This is a genomic window from Corynebacterium sp. LaCa_70, assembly GCF_058182015.1.
Genome location: NZ_CP190914.1, coordinates 1,698,044 through 1,715,734 on the forward strand (window position 1 = coordinate 1,698,044; position 17,691 = coordinate 1,715,734).

Annotated in this window: 17 protein-coding genes; 5 read left to right on the forward strand and 12 right to left on the reverse strand. The window is 53.7% G+C overall.

The features are described from left to right. Nucleotides 1–6 precede the first annotated feature (6 nt). The gene (locus ACP8MI_RS07705) at nt 7–252 is read left to right on the forward strand and encodes a hypothetical protein (protein WP_490290636.1); all 246 of its coding nucleotides are present in this window, start codon (nt 7–9) and stop codon (nt 250–252) included. A 64-nt stretch (nt 253–316) separates the two neighbouring features. On the opposite strand, the gene ACP8MI_RS07710 is transcribed toward ACP8MI_RS07705, so the two are convergent. Beyond that, nucleotides 317–1,171 (reverse strand): DUF4062 domain-containing protein, encoded by an 855-nt coding sequence (locus ACP8MI_RS07710; RefSeq protein ID WP_490290637.1) that lies wholly within the window; start codon nt 1,169–1,171, stop codon nt 317–319. Nucleotides 1,172–1,256: 85 nt separating this feature from the next. Here ACP8MI_RS07710 and ACP8MI_RS07715 point away from each other — a divergent pair, with 85 nt between their 5' ends. After that, the gene (locus tag ACP8MI_RS07715; RefSeq protein ID WP_490290638.1) at nt 1,257–1,706 is read left to right on the forward strand and encodes a hypothetical protein; all 450 of its coding nucleotides are present in this window, start codon (nt 1,257–1,259) and stop codon (nt 1,704–1,706) included. A 518-nt stretch (nt 1,707–2,224) separates the two neighbouring features. Then, complete coding sequence (locus ACP8MI_RS07720) at nt 2,225–2,416, forward strand: hypothetical protein (RefSeq protein WP_490290639.1); 192 nt, start codon at nt 2,225–2,227, stop codon at nt 2,414–2,416. A 183-nt stretch (nt 2,417–2,599) separates the two neighbouring features. Here ACP8MI_RS07720 and ACP8MI_RS07725 read toward each other — a convergent pair whose 3' ends face one another. After that, nucleotides 2,600–3,181 (reverse strand): hypothetical protein, encoded by a 582-nt coding sequence (locus tag ACP8MI_RS07725; RefSeq protein ID WP_487277449.1) that lies wholly within the window; start codon nt 3,179–3,181, stop codon nt 2,600–2,602. A gap of 165 nt (nt 3,182–3,346) precedes the next feature. Between ACP8MI_RS07725 and ACP8MI_RS07730 the strand changes: the two genes are divergently transcribed. Continuing rightward, nucleotides 3,347–3,574 (forward strand): hypothetical protein, encoded by a 228-nt coding sequence (locus tag ACP8MI_RS07730; RefSeq protein ID WP_490290640.1) that lies wholly within the window; start codon nt 3,347–3,349, stop codon nt 3,572–3,574. Beyond that, nucleotides 3,549–3,677: a hypothetical protein gene (locus ACP8MI_RS07735; protein ID WP_021353756.1), complete on the forward strand. Its 129-nt coding sequence runs from the start codon at nt 3,549–3,551 to the stop codon at nt 3,675–3,677. Before ACP8MI_RS07730 ends, ACP8MI_RS07735 begins: the two co-directional genes overlap by 26 nt. A 78-nt stretch (nt 3,678–3,755) precedes the next feature. Here ACP8MI_RS07735 and ACP8MI_RS07740 read toward each other — a convergent pair whose 3' ends face one another. From ACP8MI_RS07740 to ACP8MI_RS07785, 10 genes are all read right to left on the reverse strand, one after another. Next, entirely contained in the window at nt 3,756–5,213 is a 1,458-nt protein-coding gene (locus ACP8MI_RS07740) for a Fic family protein (protein ID WP_490290641.1), read from the reverse strand. A gap of 9 nt (nt 5,214–5,222) precedes the next feature. Beyond that, nucleotides 5,223–6,089 carry a class C sortase gene (locus ACP8MI_RS07745; protein WP_490290642.1) on the reverse strand — a complete coding sequence of 289 codons (867 nt, stop codon included), beginning with the start codon at nt 6,087–6,089 and terminating at the stop codon, nt 5,223–5,225. A gap of 10 nt (nt 6,090–6,099) precedes the next feature. Then, nucleotides 6,100–7,029 carry a class C sortase gene (locus ACP8MI_RS07750; RefSeq protein ID WP_490290643.1) on the reverse strand — a complete coding sequence of 310 codons (930 nt, stop codon included), beginning with the start codon at nt 7,027–7,029 and terminating at the stop codon, nt 6,100–6,102. Continuing rightward, the gene (locus ACP8MI_RS07755) at nt 7,030–10,113 is read right to left on the reverse strand and encodes a hypothetical protein (RefSeq protein WP_490290644.1); all 3,084 of its coding nucleotides are present in this window, start codon (nt 10,111–10,113) and stop codon (nt 7,030–7,032) included. It lies immediately after the preceding gene. 98 nt (nt 10,114–10,211) lie between these two features. Beyond that, entirely contained in the window at nt 10,212–11,903 is a 1,692-nt protein-coding gene (locus ACP8MI_RS07760) for a SpaH/EbpB family LPXTG-anchored major pilin (protein WP_490290645.1), read from the reverse strand. 158 nt (nt 11,904–12,061) lie between these two features. Then, a complete protein-coding gene (locus ACP8MI_RS07765; RefSeq protein ID WP_272731331.1) occupies nt 12,062–12,214 on the reverse strand; it encodes a hypothetical protein in 153 nt (50 codons plus the stop codon). 80 nt (nt 12,215–12,294) lie between these two features. Beyond that, a complete protein-coding gene (locus ACP8MI_RS07770; RefSeq protein WP_490290646.1) occupies nt 12,295–13,089 on the reverse strand; it encodes a class E sortase in 795 nt (264 codons plus the stop codon). A gap of 28 nt (nt 13,090–13,117) precedes the next feature. Continuing rightward, nucleotides 13,118–14,521, reverse strand: coding sequence for a hypothetical protein (locus ACP8MI_RS07775; protein WP_490290647.1), 1,404 nt, complete (start codon nt 14,519–14,521; stop codon nt 13,118–13,120). A gap of 1,197 nt (nt 14,522–15,718) precedes the next feature. Further along, nucleotides 15,719–16,573, reverse strand: coding sequence for a pilin N-terminal domain-containing protein (locus ACP8MI_RS07780; protein ID WP_490290648.1), 855 nt, complete (start codon nt 16,571–16,573; stop codon nt 15,719–15,721). Continuing rightward, nucleotides 16,563–17,561: a class C sortase gene (locus tag ACP8MI_RS07785; RefSeq protein WP_490290649.1), complete on the reverse strand. Its 999-nt coding sequence runs from the start codon at nt 17,559–17,561 to the stop codon at nt 16,563–16,565. The genes ACP8MI_RS07780 and ACP8MI_RS07785 overlap by 11 nt, the downstream gene beginning before the upstream one ends. Nucleotides 17,562–17,691 lie beyond the last annotated feature (130 nt).

Genomic DNA, 17,691 nt, shown 5'->3' on the forward strand with positions numbered 1-17,691 from the left:
GGCCGGTTGATTGGGCAAGACATCAACCCGGATATTTTCGGTTACATGCTCAAGGCGGTAGTGCACAGCGCGTCACGCTCAGAACTGGGTCAGCATTACACCTCGATACCGAACATTCTGAAAACCATCGAGCCGTTGTTCCTCGACGAACTCAAGCAACGGTTCGAAGCCGCCCGCGATTCCGCACCACAGCTAGAACAGCTGTTGAATCACATCGGCAATATTAAGGTTTTCAAATCGTTCATGCCATGACGCATACAAACGCGCACAAACTACGATTTAGCTGCCTGAATTTTTCACCTGTAGAAAAGACAAGTTACTGAACATCGAAAGTCTTTGAACGGTCGTCGTTATCCTCGACCCAACGAACTGTTAGCTTGCTGCCGTAAGTCCCCGCCGAATAGAAAAATGGAACTTTCCAGCTGGCCCCAGGTTCAAGAGTGATCGGCTGCTGTTTCGAAAGGATCTGCATCAACCCCGATGCGGCTTGGCACTCAAAGGTGACTGATTCTGCAGCACGATCACCGATATTGGTAATTTCGCACCATCGTTTGGTTTGATATTTCATGTTGCCATTCTTGTCTAGGCCCTTTTGCAGACTCTCTTTCCTGGAATCGACACGGAACTTAACACCGATTGATGATCCTCTGCTCTCACGAACAGAATGATCCATCGTTGCCAGGTCGAGCTCGATAGCTGCCCAGATCTGGCTTTCAAGCTCGCGAACATCATCAAACTCGCCGAGCAAACCCCGCTCGCATATTTCCTGTTTAAACTGACGAAGCCCTTCCAATTGAGAGGTGTCTACATCGTGCGGTAGTCGCGCTTTTGAGAAGTAGAGATGCACTGGCTTCCCGCTATTTACGGCACGCTCGATCTCTTCAACGGTTCCTGAAACCGCTTCGCGAGTGGGAGAACCAAGACGGCTACCGAACAACGCTAGGACGATGTCGGCCCCGTCGATCCCTTGTTCATTGATGATTGACTGTGGATGATCACCCAATAGGGGCACAGAGGAGCTTTCCCAACGCCATGGGAGTAGCACGATTCTGCGCGTAGCAGCATTGCGGCTGTTCCATGAATGAATTGCATTCTCAACGGCGTCACGAGCCTCAGGAACATCGGAAGGCGAAGCAACCAGCACCCGTATAATTTTTGCAGTAAAGCTCATGATCAAATTTTAATTGACTGCCTTCCTCTCCAGGGTGATGAGGGTCCGACAACGAGTATGGGTCTAAAAATGTCTGCATCCCACAATGGCCTTTAATGGCGTCAGTGAAACGACCAACCATGACCGTGATGTGTTCGAGGGATTGGAAAAAATGACCGACAATCGGGCACGCTACACCGCATTAATGCTTGACACCCAGACGAGTGTGCTACAGACGCTCGGCATGAATTGGCTTGAGACAGTGTGCAAAGGACTTGGCCATATCGCACCGCTTGCCGACCCGATAGGCGACGACCTGCCCGAACTTAAGCACCATATTGGCGCTATCCATGGAGTCGACGAGTGGCTTTTCCACCGTAAACGCACTGTTGGTGACCGATATGGTGGAAAAGGTTGGCACGAGCCTTATGAACGTTACGGCATGAGCACCGCTGAAGAATCGCTGGCGGCACTCAAGGCACGTCGCCCGGAGGCGCTTGAGTACAAGAGCAAAGAATATGACCTCGACGCAACCAATGACCCCTACGGGAGCTAAACGCCATGGAATGCCTAGGCCTGAATATGTGGCCGTGTCACCCTCGTGGCTCATGGCAACGCGCCTTAGCCCACCAGGCCGCGGGCCTACCTGTAGATGACGTTGACGCCGCAGCCTTAGCGGTGTGGGATAGGCACGCGGAAAGGCCTCCCCTGCCAAAAAGAGCTTATGAAACTCCACGATGAGCAGGTCGACCAGGTAGTAACCAGCGCCCGCAGCCTAATTGAGCCAGGGAAGTAGTCGGGTGCTGTGAACTAGCCCGCCGGGTGGCTAAACAGACATCAATGCCTAGCCGCAAAACATGGAAGCTGTGCTTAAAGCACTTTCACCGGGGCGAAACAGTATCGGATTAGCCAAGCGCTATATCGACAACTTGAGTGGCCACCCCAGTCACTTTTTCGCCCGGCAAGCAACCGACTTCGACGGGCTTATTTCAGAGCGAAAAGCCTACCGCGCCTGAATCGCCTAAAGGATTCGTCCCCAACAAACCCTTGTCCACTAGAAAGAGACTAGAGCCAATGACAACCAATAGCGAACTTGACCAGATCAGTGCCCGAATTTATAACTCCAATCACATTGACGTGATGATCAGTACCGAAGAAACAGAAGAGCGACCGTGGCGACTTGATGAATGCTGCCATACACCTGCCGCGTGTCGCCTTGCGGGCCCGGAACACGACGAACTAGAAGCTCTCGCTTACCGTATGTAATACCAGCAGCCGCAGTAGGGGCAGAGAGGTTACCAAGGTCGTGAATAACCGATACGAATTAGACCAAGTAGCCGGTCCGCCTCCTGGCTCATACCGCTTTGGCAACTCTATCTCGGCACCTAGATACTCGGGATATACCACCGCGCCGGTGCTCACACTTAGAGCGGAGGGGCGGCGGTCTCTTTATTTTAGCTGGTTGTAGTCGTATGGAATATGTAGATGCTCCTTAGCGGAGCGCTGCAAGTCCTCTGGGCACTCTTCTATAACATATGTAATGTCTTCTGACGGCAACCCCTTCCCGCCAAAATTTGCCCGGAATTTCCGAAGCCTTTTTGCTGCTTCATCAATTCTTTCAAGCCATTCTTCCAGGCATTTACATACTTCAGGGTGCGTGACCTCTAGTTCTAGATCCTTTAGATAGTCTTTGTACCGCTCAAAAAGTTGCTGGTATTTTTCCAAGTCCTCCGGACCAACTCTTCTTTCTGCCTCGGCTGCACGCATCTTTCTGATGTACTCGGTCACCGCCCGGCGTTGATGCGCGTAGTCCTCACGTTGCAGTTGTTCGCGTCGTTCCCGTTCGCGTCGGTTGTCGTCGGCCTTGCGCCTATCGTCCTCCGTCGCTTGGTCGGCACGACGGCGTTCATCAGCCGCTGCTTGGTCATCTTTGCGTCGTTGGTCAGCCGCTCTATTGCTTGATGCGTTTGTCCAAAGTGCTGCGCCCGCGACCATAATGGATCCGACCAGAGAAATAATCGCTACTATCATACGGCAAGCATAGAGGCGTTGGCACTTACTAACACACCACCGGCGACCGTTCAACGCCTTAAATAGCGTTTCCCACTACATGTTTGTACCCCGAGATAGTGGCCGTGGCACCAATCCGCCTACCCCCAAAGGGTTTACACCAATCCATCAATTAGCAAGGTGGCTATGCTTAGCGTCCGGGAAATTGAGCAGCGCGTCACGCAGATCGCGGAGCAGGATGAGTTCGGCGATGATCTCCTCTTCGATCTGCTGCTCGCCTATGGCCGCGCGCAGTCTAATGTCACTCGCCTCCGCAATGGCAGCTACAACGTGGCGGAGGATCCTTCCCGGGATTACGCCCAAAAGAACATCGTCTACTTCCGCCCGCTTGTCGACGCCGACCTACCTGCATAACCCGCTGGAGGCCATTATCGATGCCGTCGACAAGATCATCAACGGCGATATTGTGCACTACGTTTACGACGTCGCTGCGCAGCGGTTGGTGCGGCGGGACTAAGCGATTGCCCTAGTTGAGATTGCCTTAGTCGCGATTGTCCTAGTCGGCTGCTGGGCGCTCATTGTTCTTTAATGGTGCTCACTTCTCTTTAAGGAGAAGATCCTTCAGGTGGTGGAGGAACTCTCTGAGCACCACCTTGGCATACGATTGTGTGCGGTTTCGCAGACTTTGGGAGACCGCGGGGATGAGCTCACGCTGAAACACATCAAAGTCTTGACCACCAGCGGAGCGCAGACGTAAATCAGCTGCTGTTGCGGGTGATTCGTCGTTCGTATCCGTTACCGCCAGTGCCACCACCTCCCAATAGTGCCTTTCTTCCTTTACTTTCGTCGTCTTTGCTCTAATTACCAGCCCGAGGTTGCCATCAAGCAAAGTAAACGGTTCCTCGACGGAGTCGACGATGTGCTGTTGCGGGTAGGCAAAGCTGAAAACTTCTAGCTGCAGCTGATCTTTGACCGAGCACTTAGCAATTTCGCTCTGCAGTGCACTGCGTACTAGTTCTTGCAGCCTGGTCGCTGCTTCTTGCACGTCTTTCGGCACTGCGTCAGCGTTGAGAAGCTGAGCTAGCTCGTCATCTACCTGGCCGTAGCTTTCGCTTGCATGTTCACGCAGGTCTTCGGTGATCGAAAGCACTGTGTCCACCGATTTTTCGGCGAGAAACCGCACTAGCCGCTTGAAATCACCATCGTCGGCGGCTTCCAACGCATCCAGATAATGGGCGCGTTGGTCATGGTAAATAACCAGCGGTACCCCGGGAGAACGGTATAAGAAGACACTTGCCAATGCCCGTGCTATCCGGCCGTTACCGTCCGCGAACGGGTGAATACGCACAAACGCATAATGCGCATACGCAGCCTGCACCACGGGGTGCAGGGCCGCAAACGTCTCAGAGTTCAGTTCTGCTATAAAGCGCGCCATTTCTGGAGCCGTGTCAGCGACCGGAGCATAATGGAAGGTGCTGCCGTCGTGCCGGGTGGGGCTGTTCGGCTGCTTCTTGTATTCGCCTTTCGGCAGCTTTTGCTGCTGAGCTTGCAGCTTGCCGTTAACAGACACATACACCGTGATCTCGTCCTGGCTACGCAGCATCACGGCATGTAATTCTTTAATCGCGGTTTCCGTCAGCGGGTATTTGCCCGTGGTGTGGTCCAAGATGAAGTCAAACCCGGCTAGGGTGTCTTCAAATGCTGGCCGCACGTGCGCACCTCGTTGGTCCATCAACTGCTGCCACGCACCAGTTTGCTCTGCCACTGTGCGCGTGAAGCCACGATCTGTGGGAAAAATCCCCTCGATGGCATTCGTGTCGACTGCTGCTGCTCGTCGTGCAGCCTCTAGAGCGGAACCAAGAGCTTCAGTAGAAACTGTTTCTTTTGCTTCTTGCATCCGCGCGTGTGCGTTATCTATATCGCGCAACGACACCGAAAGCTCCGCCCATTGAGAAACACTAGGAAACGGCCGGTAGCCGACTGCTTCATCAGCCATGGATTCAGGCGAGACATCAGTCGGATGATGCAGGTTGGTTTCGCTGTTCTCGGTCATACTGACACGCTACACCCCAGCGCGTTGTGCTTTCCGGGTTTGCCTGCCGCGGCGCACCAACCACCAAACCAGGTAGAGCAGGATCAGCAACGAGATAACCACTGACGCCACCATCCACGGCTGCCAGGGGCTGTAATAGGTGCGCGTGAGTGGTTGTTCTGGCATTTCTACTCGTTGCCCGCGCACCAACAGCCGGTGCGTATTCAGACCATACGGGGTGCAGGTGACCAGCGTCATCTGGTCTTTGCCTTCCTCAGCGCGTAGGTGCTCGACTTCGTCGGGAAGCACAGTTTGAATCTGGTCTACCTGGTAGGCAATCTTCTGCCCCATCGATTCGACGGTAAAAATTTCACCCTCTTCCACGCTGGTGAGGTTGTCGAACATGGTCAACGTCGCCATGCCAGTGTGCCCGGTGAGCACGGAATGCGTTCCCAACCCACCAACCGGTAAATCCGTGCCAAATAAGTGCCCCACTCCTGCTGCCAGCACGTCAGTCGAAGTTCCGTGGTAGACAGGTAAATCAACGCCCACCGATGGGATCTCGATGCGCGCCATGAGCCCGTCGACGTTGAGGTGGTTTTCGTAGTCGTGGTAGGCCGGCGAGTTGGTATCCACGCCGTATTTCCACGGGTCGGAGACGGGAAAATCCAGTAGCCCTTCGTTGTAGGCGTGGGCGTCGGCAAGCACGGGGTCGATGTATTCTGCGGGCAGCAGCGCTATGTCTTCGGAGTACTGCGCGGCGAGGTTGTGCTGTTCGACGTTTTTGTAGTGCGTCAGCGCCACCGGCGATAGGAAAACCGCCAGCGCTAGCAGGAAGTACACGACCGAGCGATAGCGCCGGCGTGGTTTTTGCCGCGTGCTGTGGTTGGTGCGCATGTGCCTGGGCCTAGGCGGTCGTTTCTAGCTCTGCGGCTTCGCGCTCTGCTGCCTTGCGTGCGGCGCGCTTTTTCCATTCGCGATAGGCGACGATGGCAAGCACCACCAGGATGATGAACAGATCAAGATACATCCACCAGCTCAGGTGCGGCATCCACGATGTGCGGGTTTCTTGGGCTTCGTCCATTGGCACGCGTTCGGCGTTGACCAGCAGCCGGTCTGTGTTGATGCCGTACGGGGTGCAGGTCACCAGCGTCAGTTTGTCTTTGTCGTGTTCGTAGGTGACGGCCTCGTAGTCATCCGGGCCGACGACTTCGCGTGCGTTGACCTGATAGCGCAGCTTTTCGCCCATGATATCGATGTAGACATCGGCGCCGTCTTTGATGCGTGGCAGGTTGTCGAACATAGTGGCATTGACCATGCCCGTGTGCGCGGAGATCACCGAGTTGGTGCCCATTCCGCCGACCGGCAGCGAGCTTCCGAACATGTGTCCGGCGCCTTCGTAGAGCACATGGTCGGCGGTGGTGTGATAGATCGGCAGGTCGACGTCGATCGACGGGATGGTGATACGCGCGATCACGCCGTTAGTCTCGGGGGCGTTGAGCGTCAACATGTAATCGTCGAAGCCCGGCACGCCTTCTTCTGGTGGCATGGCGTGGTGGCCTTGGCGTGCTAAGCGTTCGTTGTATTCACGGGCTTCTTCGAGGTACTTGGCGACGCGCTCGCTTGGCTGAATCTTTTCGATGTTGTCGGAGTAGCTGCGTGCTTGCGCGTCGAGCTGGTAGTCGTTGTAGATGGTCGCGAAAATTGGGTACAGCAGCACCGCGATACCGAGGATGAGGTAGATGGCACTGTTGGATTTCTTGCGCTTCGCGTGCCGCGCACTCTGCTGCTGGCGCGGCTGCCCACCGCCCGAGGGCTGCTGTGCAAGGAGCGTCATTTAGTTTTCCTCTTTATCATCACGAAGGTACCGCCACAATCCGTACAGCAATGCTAACAGGCCAAGGCCCAAAATCCAGACCATGGTTTGCACACCGGTGTTTGGCAGCATCTGGTCGATGAGTGCGCTCAACCGGGTTGCACCGTAGCTAGATTGTTCCGTTTTTGGCTCTTGTCCGTCTGCGGTGACAGTGACTATGAACGCGTCTCCGTCATAGCTGTAATCATCGCCAGCTGCTGCCCGGATGTGTACTGCCAGTTGGCATGTTAGCTCTGTCTCTGCGGGAATGGCCTCGGCTTCGCGGAGATTACCAATGTTTGCACCGTCGGCACCGGCGAAACAGTGCCTGATGGCAGCAAGGTTGCCGCCTTCTGGGATGGTGAATTCCTCGCCTCCGGATACCGCGAAGTTCTCGATCGTCCCGCCCACTGTTACTCGGTAACCAGCAAGTGAAGCATCAGTAAGCGAAAGATTGTCTCCAGCTGGTAAGGGGAAATTGGCGTCGTTGCGCACCTTCAAGGTCATTGGCATCACCGTGGCATCATGCGGAAGCAACGCGTTACGTCCAATATTGAATGGTTCCCGACCTTCAATGTGCTTGTCGACGGTGAATTTTAGTTCCCTCGGACGGTAGTCGGATACCAAACGCAGTTGATGGCTGTTTTGTCCTTCCGGAAGCTTTTCAGGAAGTGTGAAGAGGAATGCCAACGGCGCAGTGTCAGTATTATCTATGGTCTGCATGCCTGGTGGTACTTCTTCGCCGTTGAGATATAGCTTTCGGTCAATCGGGCGAGGTCCGTCCGCTGATTCTTCGATCTCGAGCTTGCATTGCCGTTGCGTGGGCATCGCGTGGAAGTTTTGTTGTTCATCCAGGGCAATTGAGCCTCCGGCTCGGCGTAGCTGTGCTCCCGAGTGAGCATCTGGAACCGGCTTTTTATCCTGATCAACGATTGAAACACGATAACAGGTCAGATGAGAGGTAATCTGCTTTGTCTGCGTAGAGCCCAATATAGCTTCCGGATTATTTTCCGGAATAAACTCGTAGTCTATCGTCACGGGAGCACGGTCTGCCTGGTAGTTGTTCTCCAAGGCAATCGCATAATTAACCGGCAAACCGCCCCTACTATGTTGCACAACCCCGTGGGAAGGCACCTCATTCTTCCTGTTCACGTAGAAATTTAGGGTTTCGAATTCACCCGGCCCAATTTTCGGCATTTTTCCACGGAACTCATCTGCAGCGCTACCTGGTCGAGCGTTCGGGTGGGGTTTAATCGAGATGTTTATGTCCTGTTCTAAGCCATCCTGGGCACTGTCATCTTCGAAAATTCCACAGCGCAACCGCTCGGGAACAGTAGCGATTACGGCTCGGCCATCAACTGGAACGTCTACTACGTTACGCAGCACAAGGTCTGCTTGATTCTCTGGGCCTTGTGCGAGGAAATATTCTGGGTAGGCCGCGCGTAAATCGTCATTGCTAAACGTCGTGGAGTTTGCGTTATAGCTGCCGGTACTGCGACGGTCGACTGTACACTGGTACCCAATTTTTGCCGTCGGGGCCTCGCCTCCGGGATGGTAATCACTCGCTGCGGCAAAAGTTTTGCTCAGGTGCAATTCGGCTAGCTCGAATCGCGGGATCCATTCAACCTCGCAGTAGGTACCGCCCATGTTTCGGTTACCTGCAGCAATGCGCACTTGGCTCGTACCAGTAGCTGGGTCATTGAACATTTCGATTCCGTATTTTTCTAACACGTTGGAATCGAAATAGTTTTTGTGGCCGTTGACGTCCTGGTGATTGTAGTTTGATGATTCCGCTTGCCCATTGGGCCTATAACGTTCTAGCTTCACAGGCTCGCGGAAAGTAATTCCTTTCGCCCCATCTATTCCATCGATGTTGACGCCTGGTACGCGGCACGTCCATTCGGGACGATACCGGTACAGGGCTTTTGCCTGGTCGCCGTTGATAGCTTGAGAGTTAAACACTAGATCCTCATTTGGTTCAATCGCGTGATCACGGGGCACGGCATTGAAGCGGTGCACTTTGTGCGCATGCGGAACGAGCCCATAAGAACCATGTTTAAAGGGCACCGGTTCGCTATTAACGGTGGCGGTCAGATCAAATTCAGTACGTTGGCCTGTGTAGCGTGATTCAAGCTCGGTAAGTTCGGGGCGCCCGCCGGCTTTCGGGTGTACATCGCCTCCAACACGGTCTACCACGATTGCGAAAGCTACAGCCTGCTTCGGGTTTCCTCCGGTACGCAGATCAATCTGTAAATTGAAGCTCTTGGGGTTCTTCATTGTGACAGCAAAGGATCCACCGTCGCTGTTTTGCGGCTCACAGCGGAAACTTGTTCCAGCATCCGAGAAGCTTCTCCTGCAGGAATTACGGTTACCTCTTCCTGATCCGGCAAACCCCATGTCTTTACCTGTCGCAATGACAGCATCTGTGTCAGCAGATAAACTCCAGGATTCTGTTGGCTTGTCCGAGGTTTCCGCATCAGCAAATGCAAGACTGAAATTGTCTACTTGACCACCATTGCCGCTTTTTTCGACGAGTCGAATATTTGAAAGATTAATGATGGCGTTTTGCGCACCTCGCTTGTCTTGGCGAACAAAGTTTTTCTCATATTGGATGATTGGCGCAGGGTCGCTTAAAGAATCTGGGGTAAAAACTGTGTTACCGAATGCTGCCCTGTTCCAAGTGGTATGAGAAGTTGCGCTACCATTAATATGACCTGGTGAGCCGACGAATGCGGCGTCATAGTGAAGCTCATATTCACCGACCGTTATCGGCTGCCCGGAGATGAGCTTTTCTGCCGAGAGCCAGCAGTATGAGTCTTCGAGTTTGTTGGTGTTGTGTCCGGTTCCGGCGTTGCGGAATGCGCAGTCCCCAAAGTTAGAGTGCATAGCTGGGTTGGGTACGTCTGCGCGTGCGCGTGGGGTTGCGGGTGCTCCACCGAAGATCGAGATCATTGAGCTTGCTGTAAGCATGATGCTGACAACGACGAGCGCGAGTATTGTGCGCGGCTGAGTAATCAATCCAGATTCCTTACCGATTAACCGGTGCAGGACACGATATCGACTCATGAACTGCGTGGGCTTCTTAGGCAACTGGCGGGAGACTTCCTCAGCCTCCCGCCAGTTGGGTGCGGTATTTCTAACAGCCAACCGCGGTGGCTAATTGACTACGCGGTTGCGCGACCGTCCTTACGGCTGGTGTAGAAACCACGTGCCAGAAGTCCCAAACCAACCAAGAACACCAGGATGATGCCCCACGCACCGGTAGCTGGAAGCGAGTTCAGGAAGTTATCGCGCTGGTTTTCGACGCGTACGAACAACCGCTCGGCTTGGTCACCGTTAGCTGCTTGCAGTTCAACTTCATGCACCTCTGGGTTACGCACAAAACCATTCGGAGCCTTGGTCTCTACTACGCAGTAGTCATAATTCTGTGTTGCGGTACCACCCGCAGCAAAAGTGCGAACTGGGATGCCGTAGCCACGGAAGATACCTTCCCGTTCGTTTTGTTCGTTCTCCACCGTCGTCAGCGTGGTTGCAGTGGCTACATCAAAGTCTACAGTGAGGTTATCAGAGGTCGAAACCGGAATTGCCTCACCTTTGAGCTCTTTATCCACACAGCGATACAGGTTGAATTCTGCACCTGCGAGTGTGGCTGTATTCTCCTGGTCATCGGTAAACTTTTCGATGGTTAGATTCGCATAGTCAGTGCGGGTGGGTTTGGCATCTGTCTCATCCTCAGCCGGGCTATCGGTAGAGATTGTGGCACCATTAGGATAGTCAACTTCGGCAGTGTTAGTAATGGACTGCCCAGCATCTGGCAGCGACACGACTTTTGCCTCAAACTGAACGTGTACCTGTAGATTTGGCCTACCTTTGCGCGCTTCTTCCAGCTTGTCCAAGCCAGCATCTGTGAAATCCACGTACAGCGTGTTATTCGCGGTATCGAGGTTATAATCATCCGCATCCATCTCGACCGGAGTTTGCGTGCCGTCTGAGTAAGTAACCTTCGGTGCAGAGCTATTGGTTACCAATTGCAAATTAGAAACCAATGCATCGGTGATCGACAAATATTCCAATTCCCCTGCAGGAATTGGCGCGTTGATGGTGTATTTCATGTTCGAGCCAAGCGTCGCCCCCTGGGCGTCAACCTGTTTGTTTGGACGCAGCTCTTGGTTTTTGGGGTATACAGTGCGCGAGTATTGCCACTGGCCGGATTCACCATCTGAAAAAGGCAGCGAAACCAAGAAAGGCGCTGAAGTTGAGTAGCCATCACGTGGCTGCTCGGTCACGATGTAAACACCGACCGGGAGATCCCTGAAAACTGCTTCACCATTCCCGTTGGTCGTTTGAGAGCGATTCGCTTCTGCCGGCTGTGTCTCATGCTCAGCAATATTCTCGATACCTTCCGGGCTTGCAACCAAATCGTTCAGAGTACGCCAGCCCGTTTGCTGGGTGAGATCGATATCCAGACGTTTAATGTCAAAAGTAGCGCCTTGCAAGTAGTGTGGGTCGCCACTTGGTGCGCCATGATGGATCGAGCCATCGCCACCGCGTTCGGGGTCACCCAGGATTTTCTTGATCGTTAGGGTGCCTGTTTGGTTTCCATCAATCAAACCGGTTTGCTCAGCGGATGGCAATCCGTTTGGTGAATCAAGTGGCGCTGGAGCACCAAATGGGCGATCTACGGCACCTTCCACAGCATTGCCTTCTGCACCGTCGGTAGTTCCGCCATCCACAACAGTGTTGTCAACGCTTTCCGCTTCCTGAGCGAAAGTTGCTGGTGCTGCTACTGCAGCACTACCGACGGCAAGTGTGCCAGCAGCACAGATTGCAATTACACGCGACTTGAATGTGGCCATGATGTCCGTTCCTATGAGGCGATGATTTATCTCAGTGATTGCTGGGTTTGCAATAAAAAAGTGGTTTTCCCATCAAAACCACAGCTTTTAAGCTCAACATCAGCTAACCAAGATAAAATTAACAGGCTTTTACCAGTCAGGCAACCAGATCCTAGCGTCTAAACAGACACGTCCGAGTACGGCATCAGTTCTGCAACGTAGGGAAACACCACTTCCATCAGCAGGAAAAACACCCCCACCGCCAGCAACACAGCGAGCAGAGTTTTCAGTACAACGCCACCCGGCAGCAGGTTCCACAATCCGCGATACATACCTCACCTCATTATCTTTCTGCGCCGTTCATCCCATTAGCTCGGCCCGCCCAGGCAACCTTATCGGCCAGTCCCAACATCTACACGGCCTCATCCAAAGCCGCCGGACGCTGCCCACTCACCTTATCCAGAGCTTCAACCTCCATCGCGTGCACAATCATCCGGTGGCTATTCGAAAACCACGGGTGGCACGTCGTTAACGTCACCAATGATTCACTCGCTTCCGGTGCACCTTCCTGGCTCAGATCCACACCTGGGATCGGCGCAATCACCCCAACATCGCCCGGGTGCGTGATGTGCCGCCCGGAGATGCCAGAGTACTCACCAGCGAGCTTGGCGCGTTGCTCCTCATGAAAACAGTCAGCCCCCACCGGCACATCTCCGCCATGCACGCCGTCCAGGGGCAACACGCGATAGGTGATCCACTGCGTAGCAGTCTCGACGACGATGGCGTCGCACGCATGCAGGTCTTCCAGGTGCACAAACGGCGCCCCCTGCCCAATCCGGTGCCCGGCAATCGCAAAATTGCCGATCTCGCCTGGCCCCTGCGTATCCACATAATGCCCCGGCCCAGCAGCCAAAACATCCTGCGAAGTCCCCGCCAACACCGCATACTCATAATCGGAACCCAGCCGCGGAATATAGATGCGGCTAAATGCCTGCCCGTTATCCGGTTCAGCAACGCCGTCGCCCGGAACGCCTGAATTGGTCTCCTGCCAGCGCTGTTCCATGCGCTCATTCGCTTGCGCCTGCAGCTGCCCAGACTTCACATTCGTCCAGAACGCTTCATAAAACACGAACAATACGATGAGCAGCCCGGCCGTCAGCAGGATCTCGCCCAACAACCGCCGGATACTAAATGGCTCAGATTTCACGTACTCTCCAATGCCTAATGCATGAGCTTTATGCTTGCCGACGCCGCTGCGCAGCAAACCCACCAACTGCCAACAACAATAGACCAACGAATACAAATCCCCAGACACCATAACCACCGATAAGCGGCATCTCGCCACGGGTTATGTTACCAATATCCATAATCGCACGGCCATCTTCGACTCGAGCACTCAGCACAAAGGGAGCCTCAGCCGATGAAGGAACATTGATGCCAAAGCCGTCGTTGCTTCCTTCGCCATAGGTGAGTTCAAACCGGATCGGCCCGGGAAGCAAAGAATAGCCTTGCGCATCACCCTGCGCCTGCAACGTAGATCTTGCAGTTTGTGAGGTGCCCCGCTGTAACGCACCGGCTGACCGAATTAACAGCTGCGGCTGCACCACCGATAGCATCCGCTCGGCGCCCTGTTGCAGTCCTGCCGCCACATCTACGGTGCCGGGATCATTGTGCGGGCTATACACACTTGCCGTCGGCTGCGGGGCTTGTTCTTCTACAAGGTAGTAGACGTCAGGAGACAACATCGCGGTTTCTGCTTGATCACTGCTCCACACGCGCTTATCCCAATCAGGCTGATCCGCATTTTCGCCTGCAGCGGGATGAGCAACACTTTTTGCTGCGTACACAGCAAACTTTGCGCCCACCAATTTGGTCTTATTCTCGCTGTCACTCTCGTCATAGTCGAAGGCCCTAGCTTCAAACGGAATCAGTGCATAATCCAGCTCTAGGCCGAAGTACTTCTCCACTTCGCTTTCTGGCACGGTCCGGTCTGCGTTGAATGAGAAATCAACGCAGAAAGGTTTCGGCAATCCTTCCGCTCCTGGCCCGCCTGTAGGTTGTGTTACAGCAGTGGCGAATCTTCCAGAAAGCTGCAGACCATCAATGTTGGATTCGTAACGGGCCGTGATCTCTTCGGCTTCATGTCCGGTACCGAAATGAAGCGCCTGAACATCGCTAATCTTGCCGCTAATATTTTCCTTCGCCGCAATTCGAAAGCCGGTTATCGGTGCCTTTTTGTCTGGTTGTACACACAACTGGCGTCGTTGTTCCAGTATTTCGGTTCGAAACTCAAGCACCCCGGGGCCCAGCGGGGAACGAGTACTGGGTTCTTTGAGCTTCCGTCCATACCTACTACGGCCGTGTAGTATCATGTGTACTTCCACGCGGGAACCTGCCGGTACGGTAAACGCACCTTTTTCTTTGAAGTCAATACCTCCCCAGCCATTTCCGGGGTCTACTGACGCGGCATGGCCCGCATTAGCGTTGATCTGCTTTGTGTAGATTACCGTTCCATTTGGGCTGATAATTCGGAGTTCTGCAGGTTTCTGGCTTGCGTCCCCGTCGAATCCGTTTTGGTTTTGAACTCGGGCAATAAAATCTCCAAAGATTTTCGCCTCTCGCTCAACCGTCCGACTCATCAATACATTGGAAATCTCGAGACGGTCTTCGGGTTCGATGGTTGTCGTTAACTCTCCGTTTTCAACTTTCTACGTCCACTCTCTCGCATCGCCTGGATCGAAAATGTCATCGACCCAAACGTTCATTGCGAAGGCGTCTGGTGGCACTTGGCCGCCACCGGATAGTGCTATGTCCTCGACGCGGAGCTCATCGTTGGAGCCTTCCCAGATGTTGACGTCGCAGCGAGAAACGTCAAATTCGACGACTATATTGCCGAAACTCTGGGTTGTTACATTACGTCCGCGACATGTACTGCCGTTTTTGATGAAACGAGCGTTTTCTACTTGTAAGGTTCGGTGGTCTCTATCATCTGTGCGCGTAAACGCTATGCGAATTCGCTTGACCTTGTGGTCGATGAATTTTTGGGGTCCACGAACTTGGCTCTCTACGCCCCCGCGCGAGCCACGGTAAGTGAATTGCGTTGAACCCATTTCTAGCCGACGCTCTCCAGCAACTGGTGCTGCAAACCAGTGCAAGCCGCTATCGGCTTGGGTACCTGGCTCATCATCTGCTGGCGCGACTATGTCAGGCTCAGGGAACGGAGGCAACGTAGTTTCTTCCTCGACTTTAATTGGAGACTAGATTACGGAAGGTAATGTAACGTCATTATCGGAGTGAGCATCTTCGCTGCCCTGCTCATCATTTATGGGGGCTTGAACGTCCTCGGTGAGGTCATGCGACGGTTCGTCTGCGAAGGCAGTCCCAGAAAACACAAAGGCTAACAGACTTAAGATGGCAAGCGCTCCGACCATAGACGTTACAACGTGGCGCATTGTCGTGTTGCCAGGTTTAACAGCTAAGTGCTGGCCCATATTCTCTTATCCGCCTATCACTGGTGGTTCCGGGGTCTCCACGCCGATTATCTTAACAGCTAATTTTTAGCTTTAACAGAAACAAAGTGAATGCGGACCCCGGCGAAGTCGCTGGATTTAAGGGGCCTGGGAGGCGTCCGATGATTTGTACATAGGCTACCCTTCACAAGAGGAGGGAGCTGCCCCCGGAGAGTGGACACATGAGGATGCGGACGAAAACTTGAAGGATCTTCCGCATGTCTAATATTCGATACACGAATACGCAACGACTGCGACCAATACAATGGCAATCTTAGCTTCGTTACAGAAGCAATTTGTTATCCACGTCGTTTTCTTCCTAGACCTCTACGTACGGCTTCTATTCTCAATGCTTTTACGCCGCATCAGGATAAAACCGAGCACAATCATGGCAATACCCACAGCAAACGCCCAAAGAACATTTACACCGGTAACTGCCAGCGCTCCATCACGCGGGCGTTCGGTATCTCCGCCATCAGGCCGTTCCTCATTCGTATCGGGGGTGTTTGGTCCGTCTGGGTCGCCGGGATCTCCAGGCGTACTCGGAGGAGTACCCGGATCGCCTGGCTTTTCTGGTGTTTCTGGTGGTGTTCCTGGCTCCTCCGGCGGGGTACCCGGCGGAGTTGTTGGCGGGGTGCCTGGATCCGGTTTTGTCACCAAGACGTTGTCATAGCTGTAGTTTTCGCCCACGACATCACCGAGAGGCAATATCACAAGCTGTGGCCTAGACAGGCGCCAATCATGTTCATCATCGGGAGCGAATTCCTCAATGAGGTACAAACCAGGGCCAAGGTCGTTAAACACCGCTACGCCCATTGCATCCGTCGCCTCTTCGCGGCTTTCACTAAACCCCTCGTGTCGTGCGCGTTGCACCGTATATTTCTTCGCGGCTTCACGGCCAAGCTCGGTTGTCGCATCTACTCCATTGACCTTTGACAAGCGGAAGGTCAACCCCTCTACCCCACCAAACGGCTTCGCACCTGGAATCGGATCATCATGGGGATTCCGCGGCAGCTTCTTAATGTTCAGCGTTTGGGAACGAGCAGCATCCATCGAGTCTGCCGACAAGTTCTTATCATTGCCGCTGATTACCCGCTGGTCAGCATCCGCAAACGGTGCGGACAGCCCAAGTGACGCAGCAACTGCTACGGCCACAGTGATTTTGCGAAGATTAATTGTCACGACGATGCCTTCCGCCCTTAGGGGTTTCGGTGGCGTTCAAGCTCTTGCGCGCGGCACTGGTTAGCACCGCGTCTTCCGCATCGTCGGCAACAGCATGATTACCGTTAGCCGCAGCTGCTTTACGACGTTCTTTGCGGATCCAATGAATCAAAAACGCGATAGCCAAGGCAGCAACGATCAACAATGCCCACATCCACCACTGTAAAATACCGTTCTTTTGGTCAAACGCGGCTTCGTCTTCGGGATCCAGTGGTACTCGCTCAGCATGGACAAGCAAACGGTGGGAATTGACGCCATACGGCGTACAGGTGATCAGAGTAATGAGATCTTTATCCGGTTGCTGCGCTAAGCTTTCTGTCTCGTGTGGCAGGACTACCTCTGTAGAAGTCACCTGATACTTCATCTTCTGGCCGAAGGTGTTGACGTAAACCGCGTCGCCTTCTTTCATATCAATAAGGTTATCCCACATCGTTGACGTGGTCAGGCCGGTGTGCCCCGTAATAACCGAGTGTGTGCCTTCCCCACCAACGGGCAATGAGGTTCCGTAAAGATGACCTAAACCTTTTTGCAACACTTCTTCCGTCGTGCCGTGATAGACCGGCAAAGAGGATTCAATTGACGGGATCGAGACCTGTGACATTGCTGGTAGCCCAGATAATTGCTCCATGTACTGTTGGTAGTCCAGGTTGTCCTCGGACACCCGAGAAAGCCAAGGGTCCAGGATTGGGCCACCAATAGAGTTGGCATTATACTCCCGCGCTGCGTCGAGGGCAGCATTCAGTTCTTCTTCCGGCACATCTTGGATCTGCGAACTGTATTCCTCAACTACTTTGCGCTGAATGTAGTTGTTCCACTGGGTCGATACAACTGGGTACAGGAGAATCGAGATTCCCACCAAAATGATCAAAGCTGGCACAACGACACGTCGGAACACAGACGTTTGTTCGGGCTTTGGTTGTCTCGTCGACTGACGCGTAGCAAGGGTCATTGCGGCGAACCCCGATCTTTCTTTTACTGTAACTTTAATGAAGTTTTTAAGTTAATAGTTTTTATAAATTCACCGAAGGCCCGGTGGGTGAAACACCGGGCCATGGTCCTTTCTTATGAAGTGCAGACTT